This window comes from Paenibacillus xylanilyticus (assembly GCF_009664365.1).
Lineage (GTDB): Bacteria > Bacillota > Bacilli > Paenibacillales > Paenibacillaceae > Paenibacillus > Paenibacillus xylanilyticus_A.
The window spans coordinates 1,524,111-1,539,002 of record NZ_CP044310.1; the positions used below are offsets into that span (position 1 = coordinate 1,524,111).

Below are 14,892 nucleotides of genomic sequence, written 5' to 3' on the forward strand. Positions count from 1 at the left end.
CATGGCAAAAAAAGTGAAGTTTGATTACAGCACTGCCTTGCAATTTGTAAACCAGCATGAAGTGGACTATTTCGCTGAACCGATTCGTCTGGCTCACGAGCAGCTCCACAACGGAACGGGAACCGGATCCGATTACCTGGGCTGGATTGACCTGCCAACCGCTTATGACAAGGAAGAATTCTCCCGCATTCAAAAAGCGGCTGCCAAAATCCAAAGTGATTCCGAAGTGCTGATCGTTATCGGTATCGGTGGTTCATACCTGGGGGCACGCGCAGCGATTGAAATGCTGACACACTCTTTCTATAACAACCTGCCAAAAGATAAACGCAAAACGCCTGAAATCTATTTCGCAGGTAACAATATCAGTTCCACCTATGTAACTCACTTGCTGGATCTGGTTGAAGGCAAAGACTTCTCCGTGAATGTTATCTCCAAATCCGGTACGACAACCGAGCCAGCCATTGCTTTCCGTATCTTCCGCGCTGCACTGGAGAAAAAATACGGTAAAGAAGAAGCTCGCAAACGTATCTATGCGACAACAGACAAAGAGCGCGGCGCACTGAAAAAACTGGCGAACGAAGAAGGTTACGAGTCTTTCGTTATTCCGGATGATGTAGGTGGACGTTACTCGGTACTGACAGCAGTAGGCTTGCTGCCGATTGCTACAGCTGGCATTAACATCGAAGAAATGATGCAAGGTGCAGCTGACGCATCCAAAGAATACAGCAACCCGAATGTAGCTGAGAATGAAGCATATCAATATGCTGCTGTTCGTAACGCATTGTACCGCAAAGGTAAAGGAACAGAAATCCTCGTTAACTACGAGCCATCCCTGCACTTTGTATCCGAGTGGTGGAAACAGCTTTACGGAGAGAGTGAAGGTAAAGATTACAAAGGAATCTATCCTGCATCTGTTGATTTCTCCACGGACTTGCACTCCATGGGTCAATTCATCCAGGAAGGAAGCCGGAACATTTTCGAAACCGTCATTCAGGTAGCTGAAGTATCCGAGCATATTTCGATCGAAGCCGATCCGGATGACCTCGATGGTCTGAACTTCCTGGAAGGCAAAACAATGGACTTCGTCAACAAAAAAGCGTTCCAAGGTACGCTGCTTGCACATACAGATGGCCAAGTTCCAAACCTGATTGTGAATATTCCGGATATGTCTCCATATTCTTTCGGATATCTGGTATACTTCTTTGAAAAAGCATGCGGCATCAGCGGATATCTGCTGGGCGTCAACCCGTTTGACCAACCAGGAGTAGAAGCTTACAAGAAAAATATGTTCGCATTGCTGGGCAAACCAGGCTTTGAAGAAGAGAAAGCTGCGCTTGAAGCGAGACTTTCCGAATAATTCTTGGTTTGACTCATATAGTTAAATAAAGCATGTGTAATGACGCCCGGGTTTCATTGTGAGGTTGAATGCAGTGATCCCCGGATGTTTAAACCAAGGCAGTTCATCCGCGTCCGCGCGGGGAACTGCTTTCTTGTAAAATGGATTAAATCGGAAAGTTGGATTGAAATGCTTGAACGTTACCGCACGGTTCGAGGACCGGGCAATCTGGAAATTGTCATCAAGAAGTCGCGTTTCATCGGTCACATTATGCCAGTTACAACGGAAGAAGAAGCAGTTTCTTTTATTGATGAAATCAAGAAGAAACACTGGAATGCCACTCATAACTGCTCCGCCTACATGATAGGGGAAAGAGATGAGATCCAGAAGCAATCCGATGACGGGGAACCAAGCGGAACTGCTGGGAAACCCATTCTTGAAGTCATCAAAAATCAGCAACTGAAAAATGTGGCTATTGTGGTTACACGGTATTTTGGGGGAATCATGCTTGGAGCTGGCGGTTTAATCCGTGCATATACGGATGGCGCTGTAGCGGCTATTGAAGCTGGAGAGGCCATAACCAAAGTGCTTCATCGTGAAGTGTTTGTGGAACTGGATTATACGTGGCTGGGAAAAGTGGAAAATGAATTAAGAAGCCGGGAAGTCCGTACGGGTGAAACTGGATTCACCGATAAGGTTACGTTGACTTGTCTTCCGCCGGATAGTGAAACCGAGGCATTCATCGCCTGGATCACGGATTTGACGCAAGGGCAATCCCGGATCACGGAGGGACAGCGGCTTTATTTTATTGAAGGGGAATAAAATATATGGCTAGAAGAGCAGTCGAACAAGAGTTGTCGAGGGAGCGGATCCTGGAGGCGGCGAGACATCTTTTTATTACCAAAGGATACCGCGCCATTTCGATGCGAAGCATCGGCCAGCATCTGGGCTATAGTCATGGGTCGCTGTATTATCATTTCAAGGAAAAGGCAGAATTGTTCTATGCCATTGTGGTAGAAGATTTCAATCATCTGGGACATTTGCTGCTGCAAGCCATGGTCAGGCCAGTCGTGGGCGGTATGAGCAAGGTAGAGCATATCATGTTGGAATTCATTCGTTTTGGTCTGGAGAATCCGTATCAATACGAGATTATGTTCATGATTCGGGATGAGGAGCTGTTATCCTATTGTCGTACGGAGCAGGGAAGATGCTTCGAATTATTTGCTTCCATTGTCAGGCAGTACATGAACGAGGAAGGCTGTACGGATGAAGATATCCAATGTGTGCCGCGCACACTGTTTTTGTCCATGCACGGATTTATATCGTATTATATTCAGGATCGTGTAACGTTTGCTGAGATTGAATCGTCGGCATTGTCTCATGTCAAAGTACTATGCCGCAATCTATAACACCAGCCTGGCGTCCTATAAAAGGCGCTTTTGTCGCACTCCTATACTTCAGGGCGGTGAATTGTCATAACATTAATTCTTTATAACGTTGTCTCGCGAAAGTTTATTGGCGCGAAAGACCAAGACAGGCGGATCGTAGCCCTAAATCAGGGTTGTCCGCCTGTTTGCGTTTGGCTGAATTAGCCTTCCATGATCTTGATAAAATATTCCCGCTCACGAGGGCCATCGAATTCGCTGAAATAAATCCCCTGCCATCTGCCGAGTAATAATCGGCCTTCATGAATAATCACCGTTTGAGATGGACCGGTTGTGATTGATTTCAGGTGGGAAGCGGTATTCCCCTCAGCATGTCGATATTGGGGATGTTCCCAAGGATACACTTCGTCTAGACGAAGCAGCACATCATGTTTAACATCCGGGTCGGCATTTTCATTAATGGCGATACCTGCTGTCGTATGGGGACAATAGACAAGGACAGTTCCGTTTTGTACACCGCTATTGCGGACAACCTGCTCTACTTCTCTTGTGATATCCTTGATTTCATCCCGTCTGGAGGTTGATATTTTTTTCGTATATAACATCTAACAGCACTCCTTATCCTCGTAAATTCTCTTCTAAATTGTACCTTAACCACTCCAATTCAAACAAACCACAATTCACGGGTAAAATGGTTAACCAATCATCTGCTAAACGCCCAAATGATATACAATAAAAACATTGACGGTTAGCACTGCAAACTGGTAAAGTATCAGATAAGCAAAAAAACCAAGTAGACTAATGGGAATAATGTTAAAGTGATATAATCCAACTTAGAAAAATGAATGTACCAAAGCAGGGAGACTGCCGACCGGATATGGAGCCGGAGGCTGGGAGGGAATGCAGCAATGAATACCGTTCTTCGTCACAAGGGATGGACTTGGGGATTCCGCAGTACTGTATTGCTATATTTTATTGTACTCATCGTGCTTCCAATTATCGGTGTGTACGTCAATTCCTTCTCTGAAGGATGGAGCAATTTTGCCGAGAGCATCATGGATCCAATCGCGTGGAAAGCTGTATTGCTGACCGTTCGACTGGCTGTTATCGCCACACTGATTAACGTGGTAATTGGCACCATGATTGCCTGGGTGCTCACGCGTTATCGTTTCTTTGGGAGATCGTTTCTCAACAGTCTCGTAGATCTGCCCTTTGCACTTCCTACTGCAGTTGGCGGATTAATGATTATGCTGCTGCTTGGACCGGTCAGTGCTGTAGGCAAGCTGGCTGAAACCATAGGAATTGAAATTGTGTTTCATCAGCCTGCGATCGTCATTGCGATGACCTTTGTTACGTTTCCATTCGTGATTCGTGCGGTGCAGCCGCTGCTGGAGGAGATCGACCCTTCGGAGGAAGAGGCTTCCTATACCATGGGTGCATCGAAGGCGCGTACGTTCAGGCAGGTCATTCTGCCTTCTATGGCTCCAGGCATGATTAGCGGTGGTATGCTTGCTTTCTCCAGAGCACTTGCAGAGTTTGGAGCAGTTGTGCTGGTGGCGGGCAACATCCCGGGCAGAACGCTGACGGCTTCCGTATTTATCTACGGCGAGATTGAAAGTGACAATCCTACGGGTGCAGCTGCTGTATCCGTGCTGCTCCTCACGCTTTCTTTCCTGATCCTCTGGCTGATTAATCTGGTGCAGATGCGGGGGAGAAGACGATGAGACGGCTATTAATTGGACTTACGTTTGCAGTATTTATTGTGCTTCTGATTATTCCTTTGGGACGCATATTGATCGGAGCATTTGAAGATGGTGCAGGAGGCTTTCTGGATGGGCTGATGCGCCCTGAGGCGCTGCATGCCTTGATGATGACCGGACTTGTGGTGCTGGTAGTCACGCTGTTAAATACATTGTTTGGCATTATGATGGCCATTTACCTGGTTCGTGCCGGATGGCTTAGTGATCGCATCAAAGGATTGTTAAACAGCATTGTCGACCTGCCTTATGCGGTGTCCCCCGTCATTGGCGGGTTAATGATTGTATTGCTGCTCGGGCCGAACAGCATTATGGGTGGCTTTTTTGAAGGAATCGGCTTCAATGTAGTGTACGCCTTCCCTGGAATGGTCATTGCAACGCTGTTTGTCACATTCCCGCTGATGGTCAGGGAGGTTATGCCGGTCCTGCAGGAGCTCGGTTCGCAGCAGGAAGAGGCAGCTTCAACGCTTGGCGCGTATGGGTGGAGAACGTTCTGGAGTGTCACCTGGCCTTCCATCCGCTGGGCTGTCGTATACGGGCTTGTACTTACCGTTGCACGATCGCTTGGAGAATTCGGCGCAGTGCTGGTGGTATCGGGCAATATTATGAACAAAACACAGACGGCAACAACGCTTGTTTATCAGGATGTTGAGAATTTTAATGTCTCTGCTGCAAATGGTGTGGCATTGGTACTGGTTACCTTTTCCGTTGGGCTGCTGCTCATGATGGAATGGGCCAAGAAGCGAAAGGAAGTGCATTGATATGCATGTGGAAGTTCGTGATCTGAACAAACATTTCGGTCAATTTCATGCGGTAAAAGATGTCTCGTTCGATATTGCCAAAGGCCATCTGATCGGTCTGCTAGGGCCCAGTGGAGGAGGCAAAACGTCTATTTTGCGCATGCTCGCCGGTCTGGAAAACCCGGACTCAGGAGAGATTCGCTTTCACGGCAAGGTTGTGAATCATCTGCCTCCGCAGGAGCGGGGAATCGGGTTTGTTTTTCAGAACTATGCCTTGTTCAAACACATGACAGTTTTTGATAATATCGCTTTTGGACTTAAGGTCAAAAAGACACCCAAAGCCCAGATTCGCGATCGGGTCATGGAACTTGTTGAGCTGACCGGGCTAAAAGGTTTTGAACAGCGCTATCCGCATCAACTGTCCGGTGGACAGCGTCAGCGTGTCGCATTTGCCAGAGCTTTGGCTCCTGAGCCGCAGCTGCTGCTGCTGGATGAGCCTTTTGCCGCCATCGATGCCAAGATTCGCCAAGAGCTGCGTTCATGGTTGAGAGAGCTGATTGAGCGTGTCGGCATTACCTCGATATTTGTAACACATGACCAGGATGAAGCGATCGAAGTTGCAGATGAGATCATGATTATCAGCCAAGGTCGTTTAGAGCAAAAAGGAACACCGTGGGATATCTACAAAAATCCGCAGACTCCATTTGTGGCAACCTTTATTGGTGAATCCACCGTTGTAGAGGATGCCTCGCAGCTTAAAGGATTTGAACATGCAGTACAAGGAGATCACACGCGTGCCTTAATCAGGCCTGAGTACATCGAGATTGGTCTGAAAAACGAATTCTCCATGCTGTCAGCTACCGAAAAGGGTACAGTGAAGCATCTTCACTTCCGTGGTAGTGAGTGGATGGTGGAAGTCGAGGTACAGGGCCACAAACTGATCACATATCGTTCACTTGAGAAAACGACACTGGAGATTGGTCAACAGATTCGGGTGCTTGTACACCGCGCTTATCTGTTTAATGACACGGATAGCTGGGTTGTCGAGAATCGCCTGAAGGAAGATCCAATGCCGGTCATGATCTAAAATGCACTCGAAAGAGAGGCTGCCCCATGCAGACGATGAAGAAGAAAAGAACCCCCTTATACGCCGCCCTTATGCTTCTGCTCGTCTGCATGACCGTAGGCTGCAGCAATCAGGAAGCGGAAGGCGAACAGAACGGACCCTCTGCGGCTGAACAATCCAATACACTTGTCATTGGTGCATACAGTGTAGCCAAGGATGCTGTCGGAGAGCTGCTGCCCAAGTTCAAGGAGGAATGGAAAGCAAAAACCGGACAGACGGTCAATTTCCAGGAGTCCTATGAAGCTTCAGGTACCCAAGCAAGAGCCATTGTTGGCGGATTCGAGGCTGATGTGGCATTGCTCGCCATGGAAAGTGACATCGATAAACTGGTCAAAGCCGACCTCGTGACCTCCGATTGGAAACAAACGCCGAATGATGGCATGATTACACGTTCCATTGTTGTTCTTGGAACAAGGGATGGCAACCCGCTTGGAATTCGTGATTTTGAGGATTTGACCAAGCCGGGCGTCAAGGTGCTGTACCCCAATCCCAAAACGTCAGGCGGAGCCCAGTGGGATATCAATGCAATCTACGGAGCTGGGCTGAAGATGTCGGAAGAAAAGGGCCAGAAGGACCCTGCCGCTGCCAAAGCATTTCTGGAGAAGGTACATGAAAATGTCGAATCGCTGGATAAAAGCGGCCGATCTTCCATGGCAGCCTTTGAATATGGCGTCGGCGATGTCATCGTGACGTATGAGAATGAATTGCTTGCCCGTATTGCCCAGGGTGTTAAGTACGATATCGTTGTACCGAAGAATACAATCCTGATTGAAAATCCGGCCGTTGTGGTAGATAAATATGCGGATAAACATGGGAATAGGGAGTTGGCAGAGGCGTTTGTGGACTACCTGCGAACTCCGGAGGCTCAGCGCATATTTGCCAAGCATGGTTTTCGTTCGGTAGATCCGAAAGTATTTGCCGAGACGGAATCCTCGTTTCCAACACCTGAAGGACTGTTTGATATCAACTACCTTGGTGGCTGGGACGAAGTGCGCAGTACGCTATATTCCAAACGCGGAGTCTGGTATCAGGTGCTAGCGGGACTATAAAAGAATTACAAACAAAGACCTTCGATTTGCTGGAGTCAGCGAATTGGAGGTTTTTTGCATTGTTGGACAATAAAGCGATTTAAATAAAATCCGATAGGTTAAGTTGGAAAAAGTCATTGCTTTTTGTCGAATCCTTGATATACTAGCTAACAGAAGATAAATTACAGCGAGGGGAAATATCATAATGAAATCTAAAAAAATGTGGCTGTCATTGATGCTGGTTCTGGTTGTTGCAATCATGAGTGCATGCGGCAGCAGTGGTGATGGAGCAAATACTTCTTCTAATAACGAGGGAAGTACTGCTTCTACGGATAATGGACAGCCGAAAGATGGCGGAAGCATTATTATTGCAGTACAGGATGATCCCAAAGTGATGAATCCGATCTACGCGGGAGACCGTGTCACGTTGACGATTGATCAGTCCTTATATGCTCCACTATTTAACGTGAATGATGGCAAAAAAACATATGTGCTCGCCGAAAGCGACAGCTTCTCGGAAGATCACCTGACGTATACATTGAAGCTTAAGGATGGACTGAAATGGCATGACGGACAACCGCTGACGGCGGATGATATCGTGTTTACCATGGACAGCATTCTCGATGAGAAACAGCATAGCTCTTCCCGCAGCCAATATGTTTTCAATGGCAAACCGGTGAAAGTTACGAAAGTGGACGATCTCACCGTGGAATTCCAACTGCCGGAAGTATCAGCAGCTTTTGAAGGCGCGTTGGTTTCCTTCTCCCCAATCCCGAAACACATTTTTGAAGGCGAAGCGGATATTGAGAAAAGCGACAAAAACAACAACCCAATCGGTTCCGGTCCGTTCAAATTCAAGGAATACCGCCCAGGTGAATATGTGACACTGGAACGTTTTGACGATTACTTTGCAGGCAAAGCTCACTTGGATAGCGTGACGTACCGTGTAGCCAAAGACCCGAATGCAGCGAACCTGGCTCTGCAAAATGGCGAGATTCAAATGCGTATGGTCGATACACAGGATTACAACAAATTGAATGATACAGGCAAATTCAACATGCTGACTTATCCGGAAGGCCGCCTGCAGTACATGGTGTTTAACCTGAACGTACCTTCCATGCAAAAGAAAGAAGTGCGTCAAGCGATTGCCTATGCTTTGGATAAAAATGAATTGATCACAGCTTCGTATTCCTCGGCTGATTTTGCTGAACCGGCTGCGTCCATTCTGACACCCGACACGCTGTATCAAACCGACGATGTGGAGAAGTATGACTACAACCTCGAGAAAGCCAAGCAGCTGCTGGCCGATGCAGGCGTAAGCAATCTGAAATTGCGCCTGGCTTACACAAACACAAATAAACCACAAACAAGCCAAGCCTTGTACATTCAGCAAAAGCTGAAAGATGTGGGTATTGAAGTGGAATTGCTGCCGATGGACGGAACAGCTTATGGTAACCGTACGTTGGATATGAACAATACAGACTTTGAACTGTCCTTTGGCGGATACATCATGGGTTATGAGCCGGATGCTTACAAATCCCTCTTCCTGAGCGATGCAGCATATAACTACTCCCACTACAAAAACGCTGATTTCGACAAGCTGTGGAGTGATGCAGCGGTTGAGATTGATGAAGCAAAACGTGGAGAGCTGTACAAACAAATTCAACAAACCGTAGCAAACGAAATGACCGTATATCCAATTGCATACACAAAAGCAGTGGTAGCAGTGGACAACACGTACGGCGGTGTTGAGGATGCCAATCCGAAACCGGTAGTTATGCTGGAAGACCTGTCTAAAATCTATAAAAAATAATTATATCGAATGAAAACATGGTTTGAACCTTTGAGATTCACCAAGAACGTAGAGAGCAGAAATAACCTGAAGAAGCAAAGCGTTCGCCTTTATTCCCGGATTTCCCCTTTTTATAAAGGAATCAAAGAAATCTGGGGATAACAGCGATCGGAAGGTTGTTCTGTCATCGGAGTGGCTGTTGTGAATCCTTGGTTCCATCCACATGCGTTCATTCTATATAACAAGCCAATAACGCCGGCCGCGAGGCCGGCGTTGATTCGGAGGTGCCCGTGTGAATAACTATATTGTCCGAAGGATCGTACAGGCGATCCCGCTTTTGTTTGTTATCTCCATCGTTTCCTTTACCTTGATCAAGCTGGCGCCGGGCGATCCGGTGCTTTCCTTTGTTACTCCCAATATGGGAGCAGAGGATGTGGAACGTATTCGGCAAAATCTTGGACTGGACCAGCCCATGTATGTGCAATACGTGGTGTGGCTGAAAAATGTTCTGACAGGTGATCTCGGCTATTCACTGGTCAATCACCGCCCGGTTGCCGAATTAATTGTTGAACGTCTTCCCGCTACGTTTGGATTGATGGGAGCGTCGCTATTGTTATCATTACTTATTTCGATTCCACTGAGCATGATTGCGGGTTCGCGCCAGAACAGTTTGTTTGACCGTGGTCTCAGTCTTCTTTCCTACATTGGGATTTCCATTCCGAGCTTCTGGTTCGGCATGATGTTGATTTATTTTTTCGCCGTACAGCTGCACTGGCTGCCCAGCATGGGCATGCGGACCGTCGGAGTCGATTCGGCGTGGGATATTATCAAACATGGTATTCTGCCATGTACCGTACTGACCTTCATGAATGTGTCGGTGTACATGCGTTATATTCGTTCAAATACGATCAGTCAGCTGGAAGAGGACTATGTTCAGATTCAGTATGCTTATGGAGCTACCCGAGGAACAGTACTGCTTCGCCATGTGCTCAAAAATGTACTGCTTCCGGTCATCACCATTCTCGGCATGTCCTTGCCTGAGCTGATTGCCGGAGCGTTTATTACGGAATCTGTATTCTCATGGCCAGGGATGGGTTCACTGGGAATCTCAGCCGTGCATGGTCTGGATTATCCGATTATTATGGGCATTACGATGATTTCCTCCGTGCTGCTGGTGGTCGGTAACCTGGTAGCCGATATTCTATATGGCGTGGTAGATCCACGAATTAAGACAACGGGGTGAGACAACATGAATTCAATGCGCTGGCGTAACTTACGGACGCAGTTCAGGCATCAGAAACTGGGCATTGCGGCTGTCATTATATTGGGCATATTTGTGCTCGCATCCCTGTTTGCGTTTTTATCCCCGCATGATCCCAATGAGATTGTGGTCATGGAGCGATTGCAGCAGCCGAGTGCGGATCACTGGTTCGGGACGGATGATTATGGACGAGATTATTTGGCTCGTGCGCTGTACGGAGGCCGTGTTTCTCTTGCGGTAGGTTTCCTGTCGATGGCCATCGCAGTTATAGTAGGTACACTCGTCGGCACGGTGAGTGGCTATTTTGGAGGCTGGGTGGATAATACGTTGATGCGTATTGTGGACGTACTGATGTCCATTCCGTCATTCTTCCTCATGTTGATCCTGAACGCGTACCTCAAACCGGGAATTGGCACGATTATCGTCATTATTGGGGTGTTAAGCTGGATGAACATTGCCCGGATTGTGAGGGCGGAAGCCATGTCGGTGAAGCAGCGGGAGTATGTTCTGTATGCGCGGGTATCGGGGCAGAAGCCCTTCCGCATCATTATGAAGCACATCATCCCCAACATCATGCCGACCATTATCGTAGCCGCAACCATCAATATTGCAGGAGCTATTCTTATGGAATCGTCCCTGAGCTTTCTCGGCCTGGGAGTCAAACAGCCGAATTCCTCCTGGGGCAGCATGCTGAATGATGCCCAGGGCTTCATCAGTGAAGCGCCGTATATGGCCATTTTCCCTGGATTGTTCATTTTGCTGACAGTACTATCCTTCAACTTCCTGGGTGATGTATTCCGTGTAGCCTTTGAACCTAAAGCAAACAAAAGATAGATAATATTAACTAATATTCTTTGGTTGAACTTACACAGCGGGGTGAATACAACAATGACAGATTTATTATCGGTCAAAGAACTGAGAACGTCCTTTGCCACCCGTGAAGGAGAGGTGCAATCCGTACGGGGGGTAAGCTTTACCCTGAATGAGGGCGAAGTAGTTGGACTCGTTGGTGAGTCGGGCAGCGGCAAAAGTGTAACAGCCCGTTCATTGATCAGGCTCATCCAGTCGCCGGGGCGGATTACGGATGGACAGATTTTGTTTCGAGGAGAAGATCTGCTGAACAAATCGGATAGTGAAATGCGCAAAATTCGGGGCAACCGGATCTCCATGATATTTCAGGATCCGATGACTTCGCTTAATCCTGTAGTCCGTGTGGGCAAACAGATGATTGAAGTTATTCGCCGTCACCGGAAAATGGATAAGTCCGCGGCTCGCAAGGAAGCCATTGAGCTGCTGCGCCAGGTAGGTATTCCTTCACCAGAGGAACGCATCGACCAATATCCGCATGAATTCAGCGGCGGGATGCGCCAACGTGTAATGATTGCCATGGCTTTGTCCTGCAAGCCCGAGCTGCTCATTGCCGATGAACCAACGACGGCACTTGATGTGACGATCCAGGCGCAAATTTTGCAGCTGATGCAGGAGCTGAAGGAATCCACACAGACATCTATTTTAATGATTACGCATGACCTTGGTGTCGTCGCGCAGGTCTGTACACGCGTGATCGTGATGTATGGTGGATTGATTATGGAAGAAGGGCCGGTAGAACGCATATTTGCCCATCCCCAGCACCCCTATACGCAGGGACTGCTGCGATCCATTCCGAAGCCGGGTGAAGAAGGGGGACGACAACGGCTCGCTACGATTGAAGGCACACCGCCGAACCTGCTGCACCCGCCAACGGGATGTCCGTTTATGGAACGTTGTCCACATGCGATGGAAGTCTGCAAGCAGATGCCTGAGTATACCGAAACAGCACCGGGCCATCGCGCTTTATGTTGGCTGCTGAATGACGAAGATCGAAACCAACACCAGGCACAACTTGGAACACGTACAGAGGAGGTGGAGAAATGAGTGCAATAACAGATCAGCGTGAAGTGCTGCTGGACGTGCGTGGACTAAAAAAATATTTCCCCGTGCGTGGAAGAAACAAGGGTCAGGAAGTCGTTAAGGCTGTCGATAACGTTAGCTTCCATATTCATAAGGGGGAGACGTTCGGACTCGTGGGTGAGTCCGGCTGCGGCAAATCAACAACTGGACGCAGCATCGTAAGACTCTATGATGTGACGGATGGAAGTATCCTGTTTGGCGGACAGGACGTTGCCAAGATGAACGAAAGACAGCTGAAGCCGTTTCGCAAACGGATGCAGACGATTTTCCAAGACCCGTACTCATCACTGAATCCAGGCATGAATGTCTTGCAAATCATCAGTGAACCAATGGAGATTCATAACTATGGTTCGAAGGCAGAAATGAAGGGGAGAGCGTATGACCTGATGAACCGCGTAGGCTTGAAGCCGGAACATGCCGAACGTTATCCGCATGAGTTCAGCGGTGGACAACGTCAGCGGATCAGCATTGCTCGGGCTCTGTCGGTCAATCCGGAGTTTATACTGTGTGATGAGCCGTTGTCTGCGCTGGATGTATCCGTACAGGCCCAGGTGGTCAACATGCTTGAAGACCTGCAGGCAGAGATGGGTCTGACCTATTTGTTCATTGCCCATGACTTGTCGATGGTACGTCATATCTCCAACCGGATTGGGGTAATGTATCGCGGCAAACTGGTTGAGGTGGCTCCAACCGAAGAACTGTACCGCAATCCGGTACATCCGTATACCCAGGCCTTGCTCGCTGCAATACCCGTTCCGGATCCAAGCGTTCGCAACGAGATGCCACCCATCTATAGCGGGGACACGGACCCATCAGCACGTCGCGGGGATGAAGAACCGGAATGGATGGAAGTGTCGCCGGGACACTTTGTATCCGGATATCGGGACAGGATATAATTGGGTTATAATTCTAGCATCCGAATGGATGAACAGGAAGGTGAGAGATGATGAGTACAGAGATCAAATTATCCCAAAGTACGGCCATTCGCCTGGAACAGGCCCGTGGCAAAGGCATGCCTGAAGACCAAATACTACAGGCTATCAAGGCCAAGGACGTGGCTGCTTTTGATGCGGTTTCCGAAGAGCACTACAGGTATGATGACTTTATCTCGTATGCGGAGGAGCATGGAGAAAATCTGGAGGCAGCCGTTCAAGAGGGCTACCGAATTACATTCAATACCCGGGGCGGGCTGGGTATCTGGATCGAGAAAGCTTTTGGTTTGCGACCGGAGCGTGATTTCACGGTCGGTGAGGGCGTAGTAACCGGCCTGAAGTTGAAGCCGGAGCAGGCAGAAGTGCTGGCGAAGCGCCTGGCATCAAACTGGGTCATTACCGATTCGAGAGATGTGCCCGAGGGTCAGGAATTGACCTTGAAATTACGTGCCTTGGTCTAGGCGACAAGCGGGCCAAGTCGAAGTTACATACGCTGACTACATGTAGTCAGAGATCAGGCTTTCCCTACTGCAGGATTGGAACTGCATAGGGAGAGTTTTTTTTTGCAAAAGCAGGGGGCGAGGATATACAATTTAGGAAACAGAACTTCTTGGAAAGTACAGCATCGGATAGAGAGGGGATCACTGTATTGAATCAGCTAACATTTCTGGGAACCGGGGATGCCATGGGCGTACCGCGTGTATACTGTGATTGTGCAGTCTGTACGGAGGCCCGTCTGACCGGGATCAACCAGCGTAAACGTTCTTCTGTTCTGATCCATTCAGATGGTACATCCGAACCGTTTATGATTGACTGCGGACCAGACTGGAGATCACAGATGGAGGATCAGGGATTGCGTATGGTTCATACAGTATTGGTGACACATGCGCATTTTGACCATATTGGAGGTTTGCCGGAATGGGCGGATGCCTGCCGCTGGCTGGGGGTTAAGGGCAGCTTGTACGCACCGCGCGAAGTAATCACAACCATTCAGGGGCAATTTCCTTGGCTAAGCGCGCACATGAACTTTATGGAAACGGACGATGATATCCAGCTTGGCGGTTGGAACGTGCACTCCTGGAAGGTCTGCCATGGTAAAAACGGTTATTCCTATGCATATCGGCTTGAGCGGGAAGGGTACAGCTGGGCGTATTGTTCGGATGCCATCGATCTGAAGGAAGCAGAGAAGAAGCCGCTGCACGGGCTGGATCTGCTGGTGCTCGGAACGAGCTTTGTCCATGAGCTTGCGGAATTCTCCACACGATCCGTATACGACATGCGTGAGGCGCAGGCGCTGCTGCGGGAACTGAAACCGGGGCGCACCTATTTTACCCATATGTCTCATGACGTGGATGTACAGCAAAACTACGATCTGGATCCAGGTATTACGCTGGCAGCTACAGGCATGAAGGTACCTTTGGGCAGCGTTTAAGTTAGAACCTATTTGGAATATAAAAAAATAAATACAGAAGAGCGTATCCTTTACCGGAGGTTCTTCGTTTACATAGTGTAAGACCACAAGAGCAAGTCATCGAAAAAGCATGACATGAAGCAAGATCAATCAGGAACCAACAAAGGGGGGCCC

The 14,892-nt window shown here is 48.4% G+C and carries 15 protein-coding genes; 14 read left to right on the top strand and 1 reads right to left on the bottom strand.

Annotation, left to right across the window (positions count from 1 at the left end; translation table 11 throughout):
- Position 1 precedes the first annotated feature (1 nt).
- The 3 genes from F4V51_RS06770 (at position 2) to F4V51_RS06780 (ending at position 2,745) form a co-directional block, all read left to right on the top strand.
- Positions 2-1,357, top strand: a complete 1,356-nt coding sequence (locus F4V51_RS06770; RefSeq protein ID WP_095289204.1) for a glucose-6-phosphate isomerase — start codon at positions 2-4, stop codon at positions 1,355-1,357.
- Positions 1,358-1,525: 168 nt separating this feature from the next.
- Positions 1,526-2,158, top strand: coding sequence for a YigZ family protein (locus F4V51_RS06775; protein ID WP_153980593.1), 633 nt, complete (start codon positions 1,526-1,528; stop codon positions 2,156-2,158).
- Positions 2,159-2,163: 5 nt separating this feature from the next.
- Entirely contained in the window at positions 2,164-2,745 is a 582-nt protein-coding gene (locus tag F4V51_RS06780) for a TetR/AcrR family transcriptional regulator (RefSeq protein WP_095289205.1), read from the top strand.
- Positions 2,746-2,924: 179 nt separating this feature from the next.
- Here the strand turns inward: F4V51_RS06780 and F4V51_RS06785 are convergent, their stop codons facing one another.
- A complete protein-coding gene (locus tag F4V51_RS06785; protein ID WP_153977375.1) occupies positions 2,925-3,326 on the bottom strand; it encodes a secondary thiamine-phosphate synthase enzyme YjbQ in 402 nt (133 codons plus the stop codon).
- Positions 3,327-3,629: 303 nt separating this feature from the next.
- Between F4V51_RS06785 and cysT the strand changes: the two genes are divergently transcribed.
- From cysT to F4V51_RS06840, 11 genes are all read left to right on the top strand, one after another.
- Positions 3,630-4,445 (top strand): sulfate ABC transporter permease subunit CysT, encoded by an 816-nt coding sequence (cysT, locus tag F4V51_RS06790; RefSeq protein ID WP_153977376.1) that lies wholly within the window; start codon positions 3,630-3,632, stop codon positions 4,443-4,445.
- Positions 4,442-5,239: a sulfate ABC transporter permease subunit gene (locus F4V51_RS06795; protein ID WP_153977377.1), complete on the top strand. Its 798-nt coding sequence runs from the start codon at positions 4,442-4,444 to the stop codon at positions 5,237-5,239. Before cysT ends, F4V51_RS06795 begins: the two co-directional genes overlap by 4 nt.
- Before the next feature lies 1 nt (position 5,240).
- Positions 5,241-6,305: a sulfate/molybdate ABC transporter ATP-binding protein gene (locus F4V51_RS06800; RefSeq protein WP_153977378.1), complete on the top strand. Its 1,065-nt coding sequence runs from the start codon at positions 5,241-5,243 to the stop codon at positions 6,303-6,305.
- 35 nt (positions 6,306-6,340) lie between these two features.
- On the top strand, positions 6,341-7,393 hold the full coding sequence (locus F4V51_RS06805) for a sulfate ABC transporter substrate-binding protein (RefSeq protein ID WP_201281207.1): 1,053 nt from the start codon (positions 6,341-6,343) through the stop codon (positions 7,391-7,393).
- Between the two features lie 184 nt (positions 7,394-7,577).
- Entirely contained in the window at positions 7,578-9,185 is a 1,608-nt protein-coding gene (locus F4V51_RS06810; RefSeq protein ID WP_153977380.1) for an ABC transporter substrate-binding protein, read from the top strand.
- Positions 9,186-9,456: 271 nt separating this feature from the next.
- Positions 9,457-10,407 carry an ABC transporter permease gene (locus tag F4V51_RS06815; RefSeq protein ID WP_127538232.1) on the top strand — a complete coding sequence of 317 codons (951 nt, stop codon included), beginning with the start codon at positions 9,457-9,459 and terminating at the stop codon, positions 10,405-10,407.
- 6 nt (positions 10,408-10,413) lie between these two features.
- On the top strand, positions 10,414-11,259 hold the full coding sequence (locus F4V51_RS06820) for an ABC transporter permease (RefSeq protein ID WP_153977381.1): 846 nt from the start codon (positions 10,414-10,416) through the stop codon (positions 11,257-11,259).
- A gap of 54 nt (positions 11,260-11,313) precedes the next feature.
- Positions 11,314-12,339, top strand: a complete 1,026-nt coding sequence (locus F4V51_RS06825; RefSeq protein WP_153977382.1) for an ABC transporter ATP-binding protein — start codon at positions 11,314-11,316, stop codon at positions 12,337-12,339.
- Positions 12,336-13,271 (top strand): ABC transporter ATP-binding protein, encoded by a 936-nt coding sequence (locus F4V51_RS06830; RefSeq protein WP_153977383.1) that lies wholly within the window; start codon positions 12,336-12,338, stop codon positions 13,269-13,271. Before F4V51_RS06825 ends, F4V51_RS06830 begins: the two co-directional genes overlap by 4 nt.
- 47 nt (positions 13,272-13,318) lie before the next feature.
- A complete protein-coding gene (locus F4V51_RS06835; protein WP_236146706.1) occupies positions 13,319-13,768 on the top strand; it encodes a hypothetical protein in 450 nt (149 codons plus the stop codon).
- Between the two features lie 188 nt (positions 13,769-13,956).
- Positions 13,957-14,739: an MBL fold metallo-hydrolase gene (locus F4V51_RS06840; RefSeq protein WP_153977384.1), complete on the top strand. Its 783-nt coding sequence runs from the start codon at positions 13,957-13,959 to the stop codon at positions 14,737-14,739.
- Positions 14,740-14,892 lie beyond the last annotated feature (153 nt).

Bases quoted from the DNA above. Each gene is read 5' to 3' on its own strand.
- F4V51_RS06770 (WP_095289204.1), top strand. From the start codon at position 2: ATGGCAAAAAAAGTGAAGTTTGATTACAGCACTGCCTTGCAATTTGTA.
- F4V51_RS06775 (WP_153980593.1), top strand. From the start codon at position 1,526: ATGCTTGAACGTTACCGCACGGTTCGAGGACCGGGCAATCTGGAAATT.
- F4V51_RS06780 (WP_095289205.1), top strand. From the start codon at position 2,164: ATGGCTAGAAGAGCAGTCGAACAAGAGTTGTCGAGGGAGCGGATCCTG.
- F4V51_RS06785 (WP_153977375.1), bottom strand. From the start codon at position 3,326: ATGTTATATACGAAAAAAATATCAACCTCCAGACGGGATGAAATCAAG.
- cysT (WP_153977376.1), top strand. From the start codon at position 3,630: ATGAATACCGTTCTTCGTCACAAGGGATGGACTTGGGGATTCCGCAGT.
- F4V51_RS06795 (WP_153977377.1), top strand. From the start codon at position 4,442: ATGAGACGGCTATTAATTGGACTTACGTTTGCAGTATTTATTGTGCTT.
- F4V51_RS06800 (WP_153977378.1), top strand. From the start codon at position 5,241: ATGCATGTGGAAGTTCGTGATCTGAACAAACATTTCGGTCAATTTCAT.
- F4V51_RS06805 (WP_201281207.1), top strand. From the start codon at position 6,341: ATGAAGAAGAAAAGAACCCCCTTATACGCCGCCCTTATGCTTCTGCTC.
- F4V51_RS06810 (WP_153977380.1), top strand. From the start codon at position 7,578: ATGAAATCTAAAAAAATGTGGCTGTCATTGATGCTGGTTCTGGTTGTT.
- F4V51_RS06820 (WP_153977381.1), top strand. From the start codon at position 10,414: ATGAATTCAATGCGCTGGCGTAACTTACGGACGCAGTTCAGGCATCAG.
- F4V51_RS06825 (WP_153977382.1), top strand. From the start codon at position 11,314: ATGACAGATTTATTATCGGTCAAAGAACTGAGAACGTCCTTTGCCACC.
- F4V51_RS06830 (WP_153977383.1), top strand. From the start codon at position 12,336: ATGAGTGCAATAACAGATCAGCGTGAAGTGCTGCTGGACGTGCGTGGA.
- F4V51_RS06835 (WP_236146706.1), top strand. From the start codon at position 13,319: ATGATGAGTACAGAGATCAAATTATCCCAAAGTACGGCCATTCGCCTG.